A 21390-nucleotide genomic window follows, 5' to 3' on the forward strand; every position below is an offset into this window, starting at 1 on the left:
CATTATATACACTGATCGGGTTAAATCTGTCTAAATTATCTGTTTTCACTTATAATAAATTTATCTTTTCCATTCATGATGCAATTGACAATACAACAATGACCGATCGAAGCTCCCAGAATACAACCTATCGTCTTTTGCAGTTTATTAGCCGACAACCTATTCAAATTTCTCGATTTATAGCGCGTGGTTTAGCTGGTCTGGTCAATGCTCTCAAAATTTCCAAAACTTCAGAAACCATTCGGTTGAATTTAAATATCGCACTGCCTGAACTGAGTGATGCAGAGCGGGAAAAAATTACGGCTCAAGCCATCCGCAATGAGCTGATCTCTTATTTTGAGTTTTTCAGTATTTGGGGTTCCAGCAATGAAGCCAATCTTGCACGCATTCATAAAGTGCATGGTAAGCAGCTGCTGCTGGATGCACTTGCCGCAAACAAAGGTGTGGTTTTAATCGTTCCACATTTTGGCACCTGGGAAATCATGAATGCCTATATTGCCCAATTTACCAAAATGACCATCATGTACAAGCCGGTCAAAAATGAGGCGGCCGACCTGTTTGTCCGGAACGCGCGCAGTCGCGAACAGGCAACCTTGGTCCCTACCGATGAATCCGGAGTTCGCCAGATTTTCAAGGCCTTGAAACAGGGTGGAACAACAGTGATTTTGCCCGACCATACCCCAAACGTTGGCGGTGAAATGATTCCTTATTTTGGACTGCCGTTGGCCACCAGTAATTTAAGTGCCAAACTGATTCAAAAAACCAAAGCTAAAACCTTGTTTTTATATGCACTACGTAATGAGGATCAGGGCTTTGATCTATATTTTGAAGCAATTGATGAACGCATCTATTCAGTCGATACCAATCAAGGCACAGGCATTATTTTTCAAGCCATTGAAAACCTGATCCGCCGTTACCCCGAGCATTACCACTGGAGCTATAAACGTTTTAAAGCCAGCCCCGAATTGGATGCCCTGTATTATCTCAATAAAACAGAGGCATTGGCCCTGGTCGCTAAAGTCCGCGCAGAAGCTGCCGCTCAAAATCCTGCAATTCCAGTAGAAAATGAACAAGTCATATAGTCAGGTCTTCTATAGTCAGACCCTAGTATTTAAGTTTTACTGCTGCACGTTTTAACCATTGCCGTTGTTCACGTGCATACTGTAATTGCATTTGTCCATTGGCCTGTCTGCTAAATTGGATGCTGCCCTGCTGTACTGTGCTCAAGACAGGAATATCCAGCTGCTGTAGACGTTGCAGCGTCATTTTACTGGGATGTCCATAGCGATTGTGAAAGCCAGCCGACGCGATCACGATTTTCGGGTTTAACTGCTTTAAAAAAGCGTAGGCCGAGCTATGCCGACTGCCATGATGTCCCAAAACCAGCACATCGACTTTTAAGTCTGGATAATCCTGCAGAATTTGATATTCCGTTTGCCAACCGGCATCTCCCATCAGTAAAAAATTTTGATAGGGTTGGGCATTTTTCACCTGCAGATAAATCACACAGGACATTTCATTTTTCTCAGCGTTGGCATAGGCCAAATTTTCGGTTTTGGGCGACAGCACGGTCATGTTTACGCGATCACGCCACTGCCAGTTTTGCCCTTGATGACAATAATCAAACTGGCTGGAATCCGCGACTTCAAGTTTCTCATTTGAATAGACCTGCCTGATGGGGAACTGCTGTCTGATCGACTCATAGCCACCTTTATGATCCTGGTCTAAGTGGGTCAAAATCAGCTGATTCAATTCACTCACCCCCTTCACCGATAAAAAGGGCAAAATGATTTGCTTGCCCACACTAAATTTACCTTCATCATAATTTCCGCCCATATCAATCATCATGGTCTGGTCTTGATCGCGGATAAAAATCGCCTGTCCTTGTCCAACATCCAATACATTCAATTCAAATTCATTTTTACTGGCATCGAGGGCAACTAAAGGCATAAAGCACAAGATAGACCACGCTTTAGGCAACACAGCGCGCGGTAAAAACAGGATCATCAATCCCAGACACACACTGAGCCACACGGCAAAGTTCATGGCAATCGGCTGTAAGGTCGGGGCAAACAGCCGATCTAAAAGTTGCAGCAACCCCAGCAAGGCAGCAAGACACAGATCGTTGATTTGAAAAACCAGTCCGCCCAAAGGCTCAGCAATGAAATAGCACAGGGCTGCCAACAGATCCAAGGGCACAATCACCAGGCCAATCCAGGGAATGGCAAACAGATTACTCAGTGGCGTAATCCATGCCATCTGTTTAAAAAACAGCATCATCAGGGGAAATAAGGCCAGAAATATTTTCCACTGCGATTCGATTAAAAGTTTCAGCTGCATTTTGAGGTAGTGTGTTCGGGTCTTGAGCTCCTCCGTGCCGCTTTGCTGCTGCATGGTCTGGTAAATGCGCAGCAACACAAAACATGCGCCATAGGACAGCCAGAATGCAGCCGATAAAATACTGAAAGGATCAAAAATTAACAGGATAGAGGCACTAAACAGCAAAATATTCAGTGGTCGGAGCTTTTGCTTGAACAAGATAAATACACTGATCAACAAGCAGCTCAATAGCGTTCTGAGCGCAGGAATTTCAAAGCCAACAAATGCACAGTACAGTGCTACGCTCGCGCAAAAGGGCCAGATCAGCAGATATTGCCTGGGCCATTTCAAATAGAGTTGCGGTCGATAATGAGCAATGAGCTGATGCAGACTCCAACACAGCAGTACGGCAAAAATCAACACATGCGGCCCGGATATGGCGAGCAGATGACTCATACCAAAGCGCTGAAACAGTTGCTCGGTGTCTGTAGCCAGCAAACTCTTGTCTCCGGTCAATAAAGCCAGTATTAAACCTTTATGCTGCACGGGCTGCTGATGGATAAAATTGCGTAATGCCAAACGCTGCTGCTCAACCCAGAGTTGAATCTGACTGGAAACAGAAGCATGTTGCCTGAGGTATCGTCCATGCCCTAAAGCATCAACTTCTTGTTCAGTCAGCTTGTGGATTGATGAAACTTTAAATCCGGACATGATATTTTGCTGGATATACCATTGTTCCTGATCAAAGGCTCCTTCAGTGGCATAGCTATGCGCAGGCAGGACTTGTCCCTGCAAACGGTAATATTGACCTAGCTCAAGTACCGCAGATGAACTTGAATCTGGTGCATTTTTTAAAAATGCCTGCCACTGCACCACTTGTGTATGGCGATTCAATACCTGAATTTTTTGCTGGATGGTCGGATCGCCTAATTCATTGATGTGTTTAACATAGGCAATCACCTCCACTGCTTCAGGCTGTTGTTCCCGAAACAGTAAACGCTTATTTAATTGATGATCAGCATAACTATAGCCGAGTGCAATCCCCAGGCTCAGTCCCAGAGAAAGCTGTAAAAACTTAAATCCTAAGGAATAAGCCTGTTTGAAAACAGTCAGCTTTAAAAGGAGAAGCACGATAAAAAGAGCGATACATGGAATGAGTAAAGACTGCAATATCGGGTAGTTTTTTCCCATTGTGGCAATCCCTAGCACCCAGCCGATACAGATTATTTGAATCATTGTGATTATAATTTTTTTATTTTTGGCAATATTAAAGCCCACCGGAGTGAGCTTCAATCGTTTTCTAAATTTATCGATCAGTGTCTAGGGTTGGGTGACACTTCATCCTTGTTTGTGACAACGAATATTTTTTACGCTGTATACATCTCATTGTTTAATTGGAGCTTACAACGCAAATCATTTATGAAGTGTCAGACAATCCTTAACCATCAATCCAGACGCCGTCTTGCATATGCAAAATCGAGTCGGCAGTCTGGGCCAGCTGTTCATCATGGGTCACAATCAGCATCGCCATATTGAACTCATCACGTAATTCACTCAGCAATTCAAAAATTTTCACTGCCGTTTTACGGTCCAGATTCCCCGTCGGCTCATCTGCCAGCATCAGTTCCGGCTTTGCCACCAGAGCACGCGCCAAGGCAACACGCTGACGTTCACCACCAGACAGCTCGCCCGGTTTATGCGTCATGCGATGCGACAGTCCGACCCGATTAAGCAAATATTCAGCCTGCTCTTTAGATTGCTTATAGGTCGTTCCTGCACGCAGCATCAGCGGCATGGCCACATTTTCCAGTGCGGTAAATTCAGGCAACAGATGATGGAACTGATAGACAAAGCCTAAATGCTGGTTACGCAAATAGCCACGCTCGGCTTCACCCAAATTATCGAAGCGCTTGCCGTTTAAGAACACCTGCCCTGCTGTTGGACAGTCCAGACCACCCAACACATGCAGCAAGGTACTTTTACCCGACCCACTCGAACCGACAATAGACACAAACTCGCCTTTTTTGACCTCTAAGGACAAGTTTTTAATCACTTCAACGGTGGTTTTGCCATCGGTAAAACTTTTCGAGATATTTTTCGCTTCGAGGACAAGATTACTCATAACGTAAGGCCTCTGCTGGTTGGGTTTTTGCAGCACGCAGTGCCGGGTAAATTGTAGCCAGGAAACTTAAAACCAGTGACAGGCTGACAATCACCACCACATCTTGCCAGCGCAAATAAGACGGCAAGTAATTAATGAAATAGGCATCAAACAGGTTCAAACCAAATGCTGTATTCAACCAGCCAATAAAGCCACTGATACTTGAAGCGAAGATAATTCCCAGAATGGCACCGGAAACTGTCCCGATCACGCCAATAATGGTGCCCTGTACCATAAAAATCCGGGTAATGGTTGCAGGTGAAGCCCCCAGCGTGCGCAAAATGGCAATGTCGGATTTCTTGTCGGTGACGACCATCACCAGTGAGGACACAATATTAAATACAGCCACCAGTACAATCAGGAACAGCAGCAAGCTGACCATGGCTTTTTCCATCTGAATCGCACTAAACAAATTACCGTGGGTAAAGGTCCAGTTCGATGCATAGAAATTGCTTGGCAGGTCTTTGACAATATCATCCGCCACTTCTGGCGCCAGGAAAATGTCATCCAGTTTTAAACGCACACCTTGAGCACCATCCGGCAAGCGCAATAAAGTGGAGGCATCATTCAGGGCGATATAGCCCATCATCGAATCCACTTCCGCCCCGATACTGAAAATACCGACAATTTTAAAGCGCTTGAAACGTGGCACCACCCCTGCAGGCGACGGCGTAGCTTCAGGCAGCACTAAGGTAATATTGTCGTTTAATCCCAAACCCAGTGAATCGGTCATTTGTTTACCCAAAACAATGCCAAATTCACCCTTTTTCAAGCTATCAATACTTCCCGCAATCATGTGATTCTGGATAATGGACACGTTCTTTTCGTATTCAGGTTCGATGCCCGTGACCATAATTCCGGCCACTTGCCCCTGTGCCGTCAGCATGCCCTGTAATTGGGTAAAGGGCGCTACACCCTTGACATGCTCATGCTGTTCAACTTTTTTTGCAAGTTCCGGCCAATTTGTTAATATTTGTGTTGAAGAAACAGTAGCTTGAGGTATCATTCCCAATACACGGTTTTTCAGCTCGCGGTCAAAGCCATTCATTACAGATAAGACTGTAATCAGTACGGCCACACCCAAGGTGAGACCGATCATAGAAACCAGAGCAATAAAAGAAATAAAGTGGTTGCTACGCCGTGCACGAGTATATCTCAACCCGATGTACAGCGAGATTGGTTTAAACATACCATTTAGTCCGAGGAATAATTATGGAAAATTTACAGCATCAAGGCGGCAATAAGGAACGCCGCGTTATGTCGCGTATCGATGCTGCTTTGCGAATAAATTATCAGATTATTTCTGATGATGTCGCGCTTAATGACCCTTATGATCCTAACTTTGTGCTGCCCCGCTATTTTCTACTACTCGCAGAATTAGATCAATTTGATCACGCTGTAAACTACGAATTAGAACAATTAAATGAAAAAGATCAACAAATTGCTAGAATATTATCCTTATTTAACCAAAAGTTAAACCTCATTACCGGCTCTTTATACGATGCAATTGTACAATCCATGTTACCAATCCCGGAACATGTCAATTTTTCCGAAACCGGTTTCAGTTTCTTTAGTGATCACCCTATTCAGGAAGGCACCTATATTCATGTGACCTTAAGTCACCCTGAAAATTTCTTCCATATTGCTGCAACTGCCCAAGTGGTCTATAGCCGAACGGAAGAGAACGGCAAGTTCCGCACCGGCGCTTATTTTATTACCTTGCATCCACAAGACCGGGTCAAACTTGCCGAATGTGTCAACCTCGGCAAAAATAAAGACTAGAAATTTAACTGTTGAACTTGATCTTGGTGGCGAGATTCTGGCTCGCCTTAAGATCGCGATAGAAATAAACAAACAGGCCAAACAATAAAATAAAGGCCCCGACAAAAACCATCACCGATAATTTTTCATCATTCAGCATCGCTCCAAACAGCATGGCCAACATGGGTGTCAGCACCGTAGTCAATGATAAGGTCGTCGCCTTAATATTTTGTACCAGTTTGAAATAACAGAACATCGCCAGCAGTGAAGCCATAATCACCGCATAAAACAAACCGATCAATGCCTTGGTATTCGGGATATGATCTGGTGCATGCTGCCAGATCAACGGCAGCATGCCCAGTGCAAACAGGCTGGAGACCAGAATCGATCCCGTTGCCTGGGCCATGGGTTTCAGTGGTGCATTGACTTTTTTGACCCAAAAAATGGATGCGCAATACACCAAAACACTGATCAACATCAGTCCTATGCCCATCGGCTGGACATGCTGGTCACTGCCCCCCAGACAGATAATCCCCAGCCCCACTACTGCAATGCACATGCCCAGCCACTGCAGGCGATGCAAATGAATGTTAAAAGCAAAACGTCCGATTAATCCGGTCATGATCGGAGCCAAACCAAACATCAGGGCGATAATGCCTGAGCTTAAATAGTCAGTAGCTAGATAGGTAAAGATTTGCGATCCAATAAAACTGCAGGCACCTGCAACATAGCTATGCAGGGAGATGGCATTGAGAGGCAACTTGGTTTTCAGTAAAACCAGCAAACCCAAGGCTAAAGGCAAGGCAATAAAAAAGCGCAGTGCCAAAGCCCACAAACTATGCAGATCTGAAACACTCCAGACAATTGCCAGAGGCGTGGTTGCCCAAATAAACACCAATAAGGCATACGTGGACATAATGTTGGTTTTTGACGGCATGAAGAGCTCAAGTTACGCTGCGGTTTTACGTTTCTGTTTCTGAATGGTTTGATCCAGTGCACTGGAAAATTCGCGCTTGTCTCGTTCGGAAATCGGAGGAGGTCCACCGGTTTGTACACCCGCCCCTCTTAAGGTATCCATAAAATCACGTAGATGCAGGCGTGCTTTTACATTGGCAGCAGTATAGATTTCACCGCGCGGATGAATGGCTATTCCGCCCTTTTCAATGACTTGAGCAGCCAGGGGAATATCCTGAGTCATGACAATATCATGCTCTTTCATGCGCTCGATAATTTCTTTATCTGCCGCATCTGCGCCACTCATGACCTGAAGGGAGTTAATCCGTACGGACGGGGTAATACCCACATTCTGGTTGGCCACAAAAGTGACTTCCAGCTGATAACGGTCGGAAGCGCGAATGATCACATCACGCAGGATTTTAGGCAATGCATCGGCATCAACCCAAAGTTTAAATGGCAGCACACCATATCCATAGTCAAAAAAGAAGAGTACCTAGTTTAGCAAATTCCATGTGACAGGAGGATGGCTAAATCTATTGTGCCTCTTGCTTGTTTTTAGCTTTACTCTTCAATCATCATAGTTTCAATCGCCAAGTTTCAGATCGCATCACATCTAAATTCAGAATTTAAAGTACATTGTATGGACTTTAATGGTTAAATTTGGCTCTTTGACTTGAAATTTAACAATAACCCTCGATTTAATAGATAAATACAGCCCAACATCAATTGTGAATATGAAAAATCAAAATAGACCGGAACTGATCACCATTGAAGATCAGAACTTTGGCAGTCATGTCGAACATTGGAATCTGCTCACAGAAAATCCGGCTACAGATGTGCCCAAGTGGTTGGGCCTGGCTCTTGATGCGCCGGTCATGCCCATGGGTTTATGCAAAGAAGAATGTGACATGGACGCATCAGCCTGGCTCATTCAAGGGCCCAAGCAGGAAAAAATACAATTAACCCAAGTCATTGCAGTTGAAAACAACAAACCCCAAGCGCTAAAAACGGCATTTCCAAGCTTTGAAAGCCCCTACAAAGTCAAGGCCACCATTGAACGGATTATTACCTGTAAATCCAACACTCAGGCGGTACTGCGCTTGAATCTGGGTGCCAATACCATTGTCTATGCCTTTGATACACTGTATAGCGTCAATCATGACCAGTATGAAAAAGATCAACCCTATCTTGCTCAGCTCAATGCCTGGGCCTATGAGCTGGAAGCGGTGTCAGACCATGAACATCTGGTGGTAGATGATCCTGCCTCAATCAAGCATCACCGTGCCTTGAATGACATTCTGGCGGCCAATAACGGCGTGGCACCTGCCAACCTGCAAGAACAGATTGATGCCTGGGAACCCAAATCGGAAGATGACAAAGAACCGGTTACGGTCGATTTTTCCAAGATGGTCGCTTATCTGTATGGCGAAAACATGGGTCAGGAAGATGAAGCCTGGTTCCAGGGCAATATTGTCGGTAAAACCTCCATGTCATTTATGGATCAGGAATACACCCTGTATGATGTTGCCCTAATTCATGATGAAAACCAGGAAGCCACCCTGATTCGCATTGCTACCAAGAATCCGGCGTATAAAGACTTTGCAATTGGCCAATTCATTCGTGGCAATTTATGGATTCAAGTGAATATTTACGCTAAAAAATAATCCTCTCTAAAAAGCAGTGCTATAGCCTGATTATCTCTTCACGCTATGGCACTGCTTTTTTATGCTTATGTATTTATTATCTGCACATTCATTCTGATCAAAAATTATCCACAGAAGACTATTATATTTAACGATTTTAAATTCAAATTAAAATGCATTTATCCACAGTTTTAAATTCAAAATTTTATTTTAAATAAATCGTGCACCGATTATATTTTTATGAGGCATTTTGAAGTCTTTTCTCCAGCACAACCCTGTAGTGACAATAATTTGCTAAATAATCAGATATTCTGTCCAATACCATAAATATTTTAATTACATATTTTTATTTAGTACTTTATTTAATCAATTTTTTATGATAAAAATAAATACAAGCAATATAAATTAACGATAAATAAATCGGAATAGAGTTTCCATGAAAATCGTGCAAGAAGAAAATATACGAACTGTTGAACATCAACTGGTTAAACGCTTCCAGTTAGACACTCTCTCATGCCTGTTTTTTGTCCTGGGTATATTTATGTCTGCCTATATTTTGCATCACTTTATTTTTTAAGCCTATTTTAACAATTTTATCTTCAACATTATTCAAGTCAACAAAAAGCCCATCATGTGATGGGCTTTTTTAGCTTTAGCAATTAAGCATTGCGTTTGGCAAAGTCATCCATAAAGTTAACCAGAGCCTGTACGCCTTCTAAAGGTACAGCATTGTAAATACTGGCACGCATACCACCCACTGAACGGTGACCTGCCAAGTTAAGTAGATGATTCGCTTCGGCTTCTTTCAAGAATTGTTTCTCAAGCTCAGCTTTTGCCAAGGTAAACGGTACATTCATGATAGAACGGTTGGCTTCTGCAATCGGGTTGGCATAGAAATCGCTAGCATCGATATAGCCATACAGTAATTTGGCTTTTTCAAGATTCACTTTATGCATGGCATCGACTCCGCCATTTTCAAGCAGCCACTCAAATACCAGACCAGACAGGTACCAGGCATAGGTAGATGGTGTGTTGACCATAGAACCGTTTTTCGCCTGATCTGAATATTTCAGAATGCTTGGAATTTCAGGTTTCGCCTGATCAAGCAAATCTTCACGGATAATGACTAAAGTTAAGCCGGCAGGACCAATATTCTTTTGTGCACCTGCATAAATTAAACCAAACTTGGATACATCTAATGGCGCAGATAAAATGCTTGATGAAAAGTCACATACCAAAGGTTTATCTGTTTCAGGAATACCCGCAAACTGAAGGCCGCCAATGGTTTCGTTATCTGCATAATGGACATAAGCTGCATCGTCAGACAAGTTCCAGGTACTTTGCTCTGTAATGGCCAATTTACCGTTAATGCTGGTACCTGCTTCTACAACATTGATGTCGCCATAGCGTTTTGCTTCTTTTAACGCTTTTTCAGACCAGATTCCGGTATGAATATAATCAGCCTTGCTGTTTTTACCCAATAGGTTTAAAGGAATGGCAGAGAATTGCAGTGAAGCGCCACCTTGCAAGAACAATACTTTATAGTTCTCAGGAATGTTCATCAATTTACGCAAATCTGCTTCTGCTTTTTCTGCCACAGCCACATAATCACTGCTACGGTGACTCATTTCCATGATCGAAAGACCCTTGCCATGCCAATCAAGCAATTCAGCCTGAGCTTTTTCTAAAACGGCAGTAGGTAATGCAGCAGGACCAGCACAGAAGTTGTACGCGCGCATGATTTTTCCTTTCAGAGTGAAACACAATAAAATGATGGCATTTAACCACAGATAGGCGTTGCTTGCAGTAAATTATCCTGAAAATATTTCAATGCTGTCGGACATTTAAAGTCAAAATCTCAATAAAGAGCGGATTTGAATACAGCCTGTACAATCCCTGACATTCGGCTTAAAGGAGCAACTGCATCTTATCTCCGGTGTTTTCAAAGTGGCGATGCAAGTCGTCAAGATCAAAAACCTGATCAGGTGATTGCTATACAGATGCATATTAAACAATACAACAACTTATTGATTAGACATACAATTCAATCTATGCAATATAATTGTTACAAAGAAATTGAGAGCTGAGTGATGTCATTGCATTTACAGGCACAACCCAAAAAAATTGCACTCCTCATACAACAAAATTTTCGTATTGGCATTTGTACGGCTAGTCTGGTTTTTGCTGGCCCAGCATTCGCCGAAAGCATCAGTTATGCACAGGCTGAACAGTCGATTTTAAAGGATTCCTACAGCACGCAGGCCAGTCAGGCTTTGCAACAATCCGCACAATTACAAGCTGAAGCGGTCAAGGGTTTAGGTCTGCCCCGTGTCGATTTAAATGTCCGCGCTTACGCTTTTCATAATGAAGTGGATCTTCCTCTTGGGGCTTTAAAAAACAATCTAGAACAGTCCTTGACTAATGGCCTGAATAATAAGATTGATGAATTGAATTTAGGTGGCTTTGCCGATCCGTTGAAAGAGGGTTTAAAACAACCGATACATGATGGCGTGGGATTAATTCCAGATGAGTCAACCGTTCGCCTGGATGATCAGGTGATACGTCCAACCGTGTCCGTCATTATGCCTTTATATACCGGTGGCCTGACCTCAAGTGCCAAGGAAATGGCTCAGATTCAGGCTCAGCGCAGTCAACTCAATAGCAAGCAACAGCAAGATGCGCAACGCTTTGAACTGATTCAGGCCTATTTTAATGCCCAACTGCAAAAGCAGCTTTTAGCCTCCAGTCAGTCCAATTTCAATGCTATGCAAATACATTACAGCAATGCTTTAAAGCTGGAACGCCAAGGTTTTATCAGCAAAGGACAGCGCATGCAATTTGAGGTGGCAAAGAACAATGCCGAGCGTAGCGTGCAAAATGCAGCAGCCAATTTAAGATCGAGCCTGTTTCAGCTCAACAACCTGTTACAGCAAAGTCAGATTACCGAACTGAGCACTCCCCTATTTGTCAACGCTACCCAGACTCAGAACCTGAATGCGCTGTTAAAAAGCTATCCGGACCAATCTTCTCTGGTTCGCAAAATGCAGATGGACACCCAGCTGGCCAATGCCAATGTTAAGGCGCAAACTGCCTCGAAAAAACCTAATTTGTTCGCCTTTGGCGAATATAGCCTGGATGAAAAGCAAAACTGGATTGTCGGTGTCGCAGCGCGTTACAACCTGTTTTCCGGAATAGACAAGAATAAAAATGTTCAGGCAGCAGAGTTGCAACGCTATGCCTCTGAACTGTTAACCGAGCGTACCAAGCAGGAAGTCGAAAACATCATTTATCGCTCTTACAATGAAATGACCTCAGCCCAGCAAAGTCATCAGCTGTTACAGCAAAACATGAAAGCCGCCGAGGAAAATCTGCGTATTCAGACTTTATCTTTTAAGGAAGATATGGGAACGGCCACCCAGCTGATTGATGCACAAAATAGCCTGAACGCTTTAAAAAGCGAAATGGCGCTGAATGCCTATAAATACATTATGTCACTGGCCACTTTACTGCAAAGCCATGGCTCGATTGAGCAGTTTCAAAGCTATGTCAGCCAAAGCAATAGCAGTTATATTCGTTAATTTTTGATGGGGAAAACCATGACACAAGATCAAAACAGGCCTGATCAAGATGTAGAAAATGCCTCATCAAAAGAGGCTGCTTGCAATCCATCCGCTCAGCAAAGTGAATTGAACACTTTAGAGCAGTCTCACGAACAGCCAAATCTTACAGATTCAGCATTTTTCAGTTATTCAGAACAAGCGCCAGCCACTGAAAATACCGATTCAAAATCTTCAGCTGCCATTAAAGTGATTGGCATCATCATACTGATCTTGCTTTTAGGCCTGATTGGTTTTGGCTTATGGAAAAGCTATCAGCCCAAGGAAGTCGAGCTGCAAGGTCGTGTTGAAGCTGAAACCGTCCATGTCAGTAGCAAGGTGCCGAGCCGCATTGAAGAAATATATATCCACGACGGACAAAAAGTGCTTAAAGGCCAGCCACTGGTCCGTTTGTTTAGTCCGGAAGTTGAAGCTAAAAAACAGCAGGCTCTGGCCAGCCTGCAGTCTGCTTTAGCCTTGCAAGCCACAGCGGAGCGCGGTTCCCAGCAGGAAAATATCGACAGTCTATATGCCAACTGGCAGGCCATGAAAGCCCAGCAAGACCTGGCTCAAACCACCTATCAGCGTGGTGCCAACCTGTTTAAGGAAGGCGTCATTTCACGCCAGCGCCGCGATGAAATGCACGCCGCGGCTCAATCTGCCGCACAAATGACCGAAGCGGCTTATCAGCAATATGCACGTGCCAAACGCGGCAGCACGCCAGAACAGAAATCCTCCGCCGATGCCCAGGTGGAGATTGCCAAAGCGGCCGTTGCAGAAGCCAATGCACTGGAAGCTGAAACCAAACTGGTGTCCCCGATCAACGGCACAGTGTCTAAAACCTATGGCAAGGTGTCGGAACTGGTGGCTATGGGTGTACCCGTGGTCAGTATTATTCAGGAGGATGAGCTTTGGGTCAGCCTGAATATCCGTGAAGATCAATACGCGCAGGTCTATCAGGCCAAATCGGTTGAAGGCTTTATTCCTGCATTAAACAAAAAGGCCCTGTTCAAGATCAAAAAGATTGATGCCGAGGGTGAATTTGCCACCATTAAAACCACGCGCCAAACCGGTGGCTATGATATTCGCAGTTTCAAGATTCAGCTCACCCCTGCCCAGCCAATTGCAGATTTAAAAGTCGGCATGAGTGTGCTGTTTAAAGTACAAGAGTCTTGATCATGCTACAGGGCATACTGCGCGAACTCGGCTATTTGCTCAGGCATAAGTGGGACTTGTGCATGATCACGCTTGCACCTGTCTTTGTGATTGTGCTGTTTGCCAGTATGTTTTCTGCCGGGAAACCGAGCCATCTGCCAATTGCAATTATTGATCAGGACCAGAGCGAACTGAGCCGGACGATTATTCATCATGCCAGTCTGAATCACACCCTGAGCATCAACAGTATTTCCAGCAGTCAGGATGAGGTTGAACAGTTACTCAATCAAAACAAAATCTGGGGTTATATCACTATTCCCGCAGGTGCCGAACAACGCCTGGTACAAGCCAAGGATGCTGGAATCAGCATTGCCTATAACCAAAGCTATTTTAGTGTCGGCAATAGCATTTCATCGGCGATGCTGGTCAGCACCTTGCAGGCACTGGCCGATTTTACCGGGCACAGTTATCTGGAAAACCAGATTCCCTATTTGAATGCACCAACGCCCAATATCAAAATTTCGCCGCTGTTTAATCCGGGGCTCAGTTATGAGTTCTATCTGGAACCTTACATGATTCCGGCAATTTTACATTTATTGCTCTGCTGTTGCGTGGCTTTTGCCGTAGGACAGGAGCTGAAATTTGGCTCGGCCAAAACATGGCTCGATGGTCAAAATTTATGGCTTGCCCTGCTTTCCAAAAATATGACCTATGTGCTGATTTTCAGTTTCTGGACCTGGTTATGGATGTTCTGGATGATTGAAATGCGTGGCTGGTTTGTACAGGGACAGCTCTGGCCCATTTTATTGGGACAATTTCTGCTCTATAGCGCTTATGCCCTGATCAGCAGCAGCGTGGTTTTGGCCACCCGTGATCTGGCGAAAAGTTTTGGTTTTATTGCGGTCTATGGCGGGTCATCTTTAAGTTTTGCCGGCGTGACTTTACCGCTGAACAATGCCCCCTTATTCACCCAGTTCTGGTCCAATATTATTCCCTATACGCCTTATGCCAAATTACAGACGGAACAATGGGTGGTGGGCAGTCCCATATCCATTTCACTGTTACCGCTTGCAATTTTAGCCGTGTATTGCCTGTTTTATCTGGGCACAGCCTACTTCTTCCTTAAAAAATATGTAAAGGGAGTACAGGCATGAAAACGCTTAAAAACTTTTTGTACTTTTATTTTAAAACCTTTCAGGATATTGCACGTAACAGTTCGATCTTGACCACATTGGTACTTTCGGTATTTTTATATAGTTTCTTCTACCCAACGGCTTATAAGGCAGAACATGCCGAATCTTTACCGATTGTGATTGTCGATGAAGAACAAAGCCTGGTGAGCTCGAGTATTATTGGCGAAGTGGCTAAAAGTCCCAATGTTGAAATCCGTGCAGTCACCGGGAATTTTGCCGAAGCAGAGCAGATGATCAGGCTGCAACAGGCGGACGGAATTTTACTACTTCCAGATAACTTATCTGGCAGTCTGCGTCGAGGTGAAGTTGGGGGCATCGGTTTATATTTAAGTGCCGCCAATTTCTTGAAAACCCAAAAGATTGGTTTGGGACTGGCGGCATCGATTGAACATGCGCTGGCCGAACAGGCTGAAAAATTTCAGCATATTTCTGAATTTTCCCCTGCGCTGTCCATTCATCAAATTCCATTATTTAACACCCTGTCCGGGTATGGCAGCTATATTTTCCCTGCCGTTGCCCCACTGATTATCCATCAAACCATTTTGCTGGGCTTGTGCATGTTAATTGCGACTTATCGTGAAAAGCACTGGATACCCAGTCGAACCGAATTTTGGGCTTTATGGAGTGCTATTTTAACCATTGGCTTTTTGGGCTGTTTGTATCTGTTTGGATTTACCTTCTGGCTGAATGACTATCCGCGTGGTGGCAACTTCTGGGGCATGCTCATTGCGGTTCCTATATTTCTGAGCTGCGTGATTGGCCTCAGCATGCTGATTGCCTCTTTTCTGGATATGCCTGAACGTGCCGGCCATGTGATCGTGTTTAGCTCGATTCCCCTGTTTCTGCTTTCAGGTACGGCCTGGCCGCATGCCGCCATGCCAGAGTGGATGCAGTATTTAGGCAAAGCCCTCCCTTCCACCCAAGGCATACAGATGTTTATTCAATTGAACCAGATGGGCGTGCCTACTCAACTGGTCATTCCGAAAATGATTTATCTGGCAAGCTTTGCCGGCATTTGTCTGGTTTGGGCTTTTTTTCGCCTGACTCGATCTACCAGAAAGTAAGCTTTTAGCTATGAGCTTATAAGTTTATTAAATGAAACCTTACAATTTGATTATTTTTTATACCAATACTGCTTTTTTTTTGACCTTTTGAATCAATTGTGAAGAAAAAAGTTAGATTGAATATATTAATCGATGCAAAATAGCCCCCTGTTTATATTTCATGAATATTTTTTATATTATTCATTCCCACGCTCCCCTTTAACATGCCGATGTGATATCGACAGTGTTATAGCAGCTTTTTTATTAAAATTTGATTTTAAGGGCTTAGCATGAAAAAGATTAGGATTAGTCTTGCTTGGCAAATCGTCATTGCGCTCATTTTAGGTGTGCTTGTAGGCTCCTTTCTACATTATTCTCCCGAATATCGTGAAACTCTGATTAATAATCTGCTGAGCCCTTTGGGCGCAATCTTTATTAATTTGATTAAGATGATTGTTGTTCCACTTGTACTTTCAATGCTGATACTCGGTATTGCAAATGCAAGTCATGGTCAAAACCTAGGTAAACTGGGTTTCAAAACCATTGTTTATTTTGAAATTATTACCACTGTTGCGATTATTGTCGGTCTGGTTGCTGCGAATATATTCCAGCCGGGCGCCGGTATTGACATGTCGAGCCTAACTCAAACCGATATTTCCCAATATCAGCAAACCACCCAAGAAGTGAGTAGCCACTCGCATGGTCTGGTCAACACCATTTTATCTTTAATCCCGTCTAATATTTTTGGATCACTGACCGATGGGCATATGTTGCCAATCATCTTCTTCTCCGTGATCTTCGGTATTGGTTTGGGATCTTTGGCGAAAGAAACCAGAAAACCGCTGATTGATGTATTGCATGCGATTTCTGAAACCATGTTCAAAGTCACCCATATGATCATGCTTTTTGCACCATTCGGCGTATTTGGCCTGATTGCGGCAACCGTTGCCAACTTTGGCTTTAGCTCACTGCTGCCATTAGTGAAATTGGCGCTTCTGGTTTATGGTGCTATTTTCTTCTTCATCTTTGTCATTTTAGGACTTGTCGCCAAATTCTGCGGTTTCAGTATTTGGGAAATTATTAAAATTCTGAAAGATGAGCTGATTCTGTCTTATTCAACTGCAAGTTCCGAGACAGTATTACCGCGCCTGATGGAAAAAATGGAAGCCTATGGTGCGCCAAAATCCATTACCAGTTTCGTGATTCCAATCGGTTATTCATTTAACCTCGATGGTTCGACCTTATATCAAAGTATTGCAGCCATCTTTATTGCGCAGCTTTACGGTATTGATTTAACCATGACCCAGCAGATCATTCTGGTGTTAACCCTGATGATTACTTCTAAAGGTATTGCCGGTGTGCCTGGCGTGTCTTTTGTTGTGCTGTTGGCAACCTTGGGCAGTGTCGGTATTCCGCTTGAAGGCCTGGCATTTATTGCCGGTATTGACCGTATTCTGGATATGGCACGTACTGTATTGAACGTAATTGGTAACTCATTGGCTGTTCTTGTGATCAGTAAATGGGAAGGCCAGTTCGATGCTGAAAAGCAAAAAAATTATGCTGTTGAAATCAAAGAAGCTGCATAATTTATAAATCAAAAAAAGGAAGCTTCGGCTTCCTTTTTTAAAGCAATTGCTAAAACCACGCCAACAACACTAATGGCTGCCATTGCAAATTTTGCTAAACTTTGCCAAGTTTCATTATTTTCTTTAATTATTTCGGCAATTCTTAAATGTAAATTTGCTAAATCTTTAGTAATTTCAGCGATGGTACGTAAAGTTTATTCAGTCTGCGCTTTTTCAGTAATTTTTTCTAAAAGTCGCATCGTAGATTCCAAGCTATTATGAATACTATCTAAACTATGAACTTGTGTAGTTTTTACACCATCAATTATTAATTTTAAGCTATCTAAATAATCTTTTTGAAGATCAATAATATTAGGAATTAATTTCACTAATTGGGATAGTTATTCAATTGAAAAATTATCATTTTGTATTAATTCCATAATTTTTCCATACTGTTCTTTTGATAAATTATCAAAATCAGAAATATTTAATTTATTTTTTAATTGCTCAATAAAATTATTATTCATACCCCCTAAAATTAATTTTATTTTCAATTATTTATAAATTTTGTCAACAAAAAGAGCGCCTAAGCGCCCTTCTTTTTAAGTCAAAACTTATTCTGAGTCAGAATCTCTTAAATCCGATTCAGTATCAGCTTCGTCAGCAATGGTTTCATCATCCACCAAAGTTTCAGAATCAATCAAGGCCTCAGAGGCAACGACTTCTTCGCCTTCCACTGCTTCAATAAACTCATCTTCTTCCACTGCTTCAACCGAAACAACACCTACAAGCAACTCGTCATTACCTAAACGGATCAGACGTACGCCTTGTGCATTACGACCGGTTTGAGCCACTTCAGAAGCACGGGTACGGACCAAAGTACCGCCATCAGAAATCAGCATCAGTTCTTTAGAAGCATCAATTGCAACCGCACCCACCAACTGACCGTTACGTTCAGAGGTCTTGATCGCAATCACACCCTTACCGCCACGTTTCTTGGTTGGGAAGTCATCTACCGGGGTACGTTTACCGTAACCGTTTTCAGATGCACACAGCACTTCACCCGTTTCAGGAACAACTACCAATGAAACGATACGGCTGATTAATGCTGAATCTGAAGCATCTTCGTCATCTGAATCGATATCGGCATCTTCGGCATCTTCAACTTGCGCTGCACCAATGGTCACACGCATACCGCGTACACCTTTCGCTGAACGACCCATTGAACGGACATCAGTTTCTGCGAAGCGAATCGCTTTACCTTCATTCGAGAACAACATGATTTGCTGTTCGCCATCGGTAATCGCAACGCCAATCAAGGTGTCATCGCCATTCAGTTCAATGGCACGCAAACCGTTTGAACGGACATTACTGAACTGTTCAAGTTCTACACGCTTGATCGTACCGTACTCGGTCGCCATAAACACATAGAAGTTTTTACGTACCGCTTCGGCTTGCTGCGCAAAGTCAGCAATGATTTCATCATCCAGATCGCTTGCTGAAAGTTCAATGCCCAATTGTTTCAATTGAATACGTAATGCATCAGACAAGTCATCTGCACCCTCTTCAAGTTCAGCAAGTGCTGCTTGAAGTTCAGCATAATGCGCATTGATGATTTCATTTTCTTGCAGTTTTGCAGCATTGGCTTTTACAAATGCCTTGAAATCTGCCAGACGTTCTTTGAATTTCTTCGGCGCATCAATCACCGGAAGAATGGCAGTAATGGTTTCGTTGGCTTCAAGCGGCAACAGGTTCACCATTGGGCGACCTTTGGCACCACGCGAAGCTTGCGGCACTTCAAACACTTTCAGACGATAGACCTTACCGACATCGGTGAAGCAAAGTACGGTTGCATGGTTCGAGGTCACAATCAGATGCTGGATATAATCATCTTCTTTCATTGAAGTTGCAGACTTGCCACGCCCCCCACGACGCTGTGCAGCATAATCAGAAAGCGGCTGGGTTTTCGCATAACCGGTTTTAGAAACGGTCAATACCACCTGTTCTTCTGGAATCAGATCTTCGCGAGAGAAATCAATACGTGATTCAACAATCGCGGTACGACGCGCATCGCCATACTGTTGCAGAATTAACGCCAACTCTTCTTTAATCACACCCATCAACAGGTTGAAATCGTTCAGGATTGCCGTTAATTCAGCAATTTGACCCAAAATTTCGCTGTATTCTGCATGCAGCTTGTCTTGTTCCAGACCAGTTAAGCGGTGTAAACGCAATTCAAGGATTGCACCGACCTGTGCCGGAGATAAACGGTAAACATTGCCATCTAAACCGAATGGACGGCTTGGATCTTCACCTTCAATCTCGTCAGGACGTACAGAAACCGAACCTGCTTTTTCCAGTAAGGCAACCACACCACCCGCAGCCCACTCGCCCGCCTGTAAACGCTCACGCGCTTCGCCCGGGTTGGCAGAGGTCTTGATGGTTTCAATAATCGCATCGATGTTTGCAAGTGCGACAGTCAAGCCTTCCAAAATATGGCCACGTTCACGTGCTTTACGCAATTCGAACATGGTACGGCGAGTCACTACTTCCTGACGGTGACGGATAAACGCCGCAATGATGTCTTTCAGGTTCATCAACTTCGGCTGGCCATTGTCCAGGCAGACCATGTTGATGCTGAATGAATTTTCCAACTGGGTATTCAGGAACAGGTTGTTGACAATCACTTCAGCGTTTTCACCACGCTTCAGGTCAATGGCAATACGCATGCCTTCTTTATCTGACTCATCACGAAGTTCAGAAATACCTTCCAGTTTTTTCTCTTTGACTAACTCGGCAATACGCTCAATGGTTTTTGCCTTGTTGACCTGATAAGGAATTTCAGTAAACACGATGGTGCTACGGCCAGATTTCTGGTCTTCTTCAATATGGTATTTACCACGGATGTGAAGACGGCCTTTACCGGTACGGTAAGCATCGACAATACCCGATTTACCGTAAATGATACCGCCTGTAGGGAAATCCGGACCAGAGATGTGCTCCATCAAGCCTTCAATGGAAATATTCGGGTTTTCCGCATAAGCCAAACATGCATTGATGACTTCGGTCATGTTGTGTGGCGCCATATTGGTCGCCATACCAACCGCAATACCGGTCACACCGTTAATCAGCAAGTTGGGAACACGTGTCGGCATCACTTCTGGAATACGTTCAGAACCGTCGTAGTTGTCTTCCCACTCGACAGTGTCTTTTTCCAGATCAGCCAGAAGTTCATGGGTGAGCTTACGCATACGTACTTCGGTATAACGCATTGCTGCTGCGCTATCGCCATCGACTGAACCGAAGTTACCCTGACCATCCACCAATTGATAACGCAGGCTAAAGTCTTGCGCCATACGAACAATGGTTTCATAAACAGCTGAGTCACCATGCGGGTGATATTTACCGATCACGTCACCGACGACACGGGCTGACTTTTTGTATGCTTTATTGTAGTCGTTGCCCAATTCGTGCATAGCGAAAAGCACACGACGATGAACAGGCTTTAAACCGTCTCTCACGTCAGGTAATGCACGAGAAACAATAACACTCATGGCATAGTCGAGATACGAGCTTTTGAGTTCATCCTCAATGGCAATCGGTCGGATTTCCGATACGCTCATGCATACTCCTTATTACAAACAGCCATTCAGACTGTTCGTTTTATATAATCAATCTAGCAAAAAATTAACCCAAAATAAGCTGAGTTAAAGTCTAAATACAGCCATAAATTATAGCATAAATTCTGCTGTTTTTGTGCCATATCTCTTATCTTAATCTTGTTAATTTTCTATAATTTATCGTTTATTTTTTCAGCACTTTCATTTGTCGGAATTTTATGTGAATTCGTTCATTTTATTCGAGGTTGAATCGAAAAATTTAGCGTTCTATGTTTATGCAGCTTATTCAGTTAAAATGCACTTTTCACTTTAAAAAAGATAGAAATCAATCAAATCTCATTTATATACCAGCTATGCAAATACAAGCACCCTACATT

At 43.5% G+C, this 21390-nt stretch carries 16 protein-coding genes; 8 read left to right on the forward strand and 8 right to left on the reverse strand.

Annotated features, from left to right (window positions below):
* Window positions 1-98 precede the first annotated feature (98 nt).
* Window positions 99-1082 (forward strand): lysophospholipid acyltransferase family protein, encoded by a 984-nt coding sequence (locus BLP85_RS02995; RefSeq protein ID WP_092818961.1) that lies wholly within the window; start codon window positions 99-101, stop codon window positions 1080-1082.
* Between the two features lie 22 nt (window positions 1083-1104).
* Here BLP85_RS02995 and BLP85_RS03000 read toward each other — a convergent pair whose 3' ends face one another.
* From BLP85_RS03000 to BLP85_RS03010, 3 genes are all read right to left on the reverse strand, one after another.
* Complete coding sequence (locus BLP85_RS03000; protein WP_092818962.1) at window positions 1105-3555, reverse strand: DNA internalization-related competence protein ComEC/Rec2; 2451 nt, start codon at window positions 3553-3555, stop codon at window positions 1105-1107.
* A 202-nt stretch (window positions 3556-3757) separates the two neighbouring features.
* Window positions 3758-4441, reverse strand: coding sequence for a lipoprotein-releasing ABC transporter ATP-binding protein LolD (gene lolD / locus BLP85_RS03005; RefSeq protein WP_092818651.1), 684 nt, complete (start codon window positions 4439-4441; stop codon window positions 3758-3760).
* On the reverse strand, window positions 4434-5669 hold the full coding sequence (locus BLP85_RS03010; RefSeq protein ID WP_092818652.1) for a lipoprotein-releasing ABC transporter permease subunit: 1236 nt from the start codon (window positions 5667-5669) through the stop codon (window positions 4434-4436). Before BLP85_RS03010 ends, lolD begins: the two co-directional genes overlap by 8 nt.
* A gap of 23 nt (window positions 5670-5692) precedes the next feature.
* On the opposite strand from BLP85_RS03010, the gene BLP85_RS03015 reads away from it, so the two are divergent.
* Window positions 5693-6262, forward strand: a complete 570-nt coding sequence (locus BLP85_RS03015) for a PilZ domain-containing protein (protein ID WP_092818653.1) — start codon at window positions 5693-5695, stop codon at window positions 6260-6262.
* A gap of 4 nt (window positions 6263-6266) precedes the next feature.
* On the opposite strand, the gene BLP85_RS03020 is transcribed toward BLP85_RS03015, so the two are convergent.
* Entirely contained in the window at window positions 6267-7178 is a 912-nt protein-coding gene (locus BLP85_RS03020; RefSeq protein WP_092818654.1) for a DMT family transporter, read from the reverse strand.
* Between the two features lie 12 nt (window positions 7179-7190).
* Window positions 7191-7661: a YaiI/YqxD family protein gene (locus BLP85_RS03025; protein ID WP_092818655.1), complete on the reverse strand. Its 471-nt coding sequence runs from the start codon at window positions 7659-7661 to the stop codon at window positions 7191-7193.
* Window positions 7662-7932: 271 nt separating this feature from the next.
* Between BLP85_RS03025 and BLP85_RS03030 the strand changes: the two genes are divergently transcribed.
* Entirely contained in the window at window positions 7933-8862 is a 930-nt protein-coding gene (locus tag BLP85_RS03030) for a hypothetical protein (RefSeq protein ID WP_092818656.1), read from the forward strand.
* 638 nt (window positions 8863-9500) lie between these two features.
* Here BLP85_RS03030 and serC read toward each other — a convergent pair.
* Window positions 9501-10580 carry a 3-phosphoserine/phosphohydroxythreonine transaminase gene (gene serC / locus BLP85_RS03035; protein ID WP_092818657.1) on the reverse strand — a complete coding sequence of 360 codons (1080 nt, stop codon included), beginning with the start codon at window positions 10578-10580 and terminating at the stop codon, window positions 9501-9503.
* A 351-nt stretch (window positions 10581-10931) separates the two neighbouring features.
* On the opposite strand from serC, the gene BLP85_RS03040 reads away from it, so the two are divergent.
* The 5 genes from BLP85_RS03040 (at window position 10932) to gltP (ending at window position 17414) form a co-directional block, all read left to right on the forward strand.
* Window positions 10932-12419, forward strand: a complete 1488-nt coding sequence (locus BLP85_RS03040; protein ID WP_092818658.1) for a TolC family protein — start codon at window positions 10932-10934, stop codon at window positions 12417-12419.
* Between the two features lie 108 nt (window positions 12420-12527).
* Window positions 12528-13613 (forward strand): HlyD family secretion protein, encoded by a 1086-nt coding sequence (locus BLP85_RS03045; protein ID WP_409449175.1) that lies wholly within the window; start codon window positions 12528-12530, stop codon window positions 13611-13613.
* 2 nt (window positions 13614-13615) lie between these two features.
* Window positions 13616-14746, forward strand: a complete 1131-nt coding sequence (locus tag BLP85_RS03050) for an ABC transporter permease (RefSeq protein WP_092818660.1) — start codon at window positions 13616-13618, stop codon at window positions 14744-14746.
* Window positions 14743-15849 carry an ABC transporter permease gene (locus BLP85_RS03055; protein WP_092818661.1) on the forward strand — a complete coding sequence of 369 codons (1107 nt, stop codon included), beginning with the start codon at window positions 14743-14745 and terminating at the stop codon, window positions 15847-15849. Before BLP85_RS03050 ends, BLP85_RS03055 begins: the two co-directional genes overlap by 4 nt.
* Before the next feature lie 269 nt (window positions 15850-16118).
* On the forward strand, window positions 16119-17414 hold the full coding sequence (gene gltP, locus BLP85_RS03060) for a glutamate/aspartate:proton symporter GltP (RefSeq protein WP_092818662.1): 1296 nt from the start codon (window positions 16119-16121) through the stop codon (window positions 17412-17414).
* A gap of 380 nt (window positions 17415-17794) precedes the next feature.
* Here the strand turns inward: gltP and BLP85_RS15105 are convergent, their stop codons facing one another.
* Together BLP85_RS15105 and gyrA are read right to left on the reverse strand one after the other, a co-directional pair.
* Entirely contained in the window at window positions 17795-17920 is a 126-nt protein-coding gene (locus tag BLP85_RS15105) for a hypothetical protein (protein WP_265733818.1), read from the reverse strand.
* An 87-nt stretch (window positions 17921-18007) separates the two neighbouring features.
* Window positions 18008-21016: a DNA gyrase subunit A gene (gene gyrA, locus BLP85_RS03065; protein WP_092818663.1), complete on the reverse strand. Its 3009-nt coding sequence runs from the start codon at window positions 21014-21016 to the stop codon at window positions 18008-18010.
* Between the last annotated feature and the right edge of the window lie 374 nt (window positions 21017-21390).

Source organism: Acinetobacter kookii (assembly GCF_900096895.1).
Taxonomy (GTDB): domain Bacteria; phylum Pseudomonadota; class Gammaproteobacteria; order Pseudomonadales; family Moraxellaceae; genus Acinetobacter; species Acinetobacter kookii.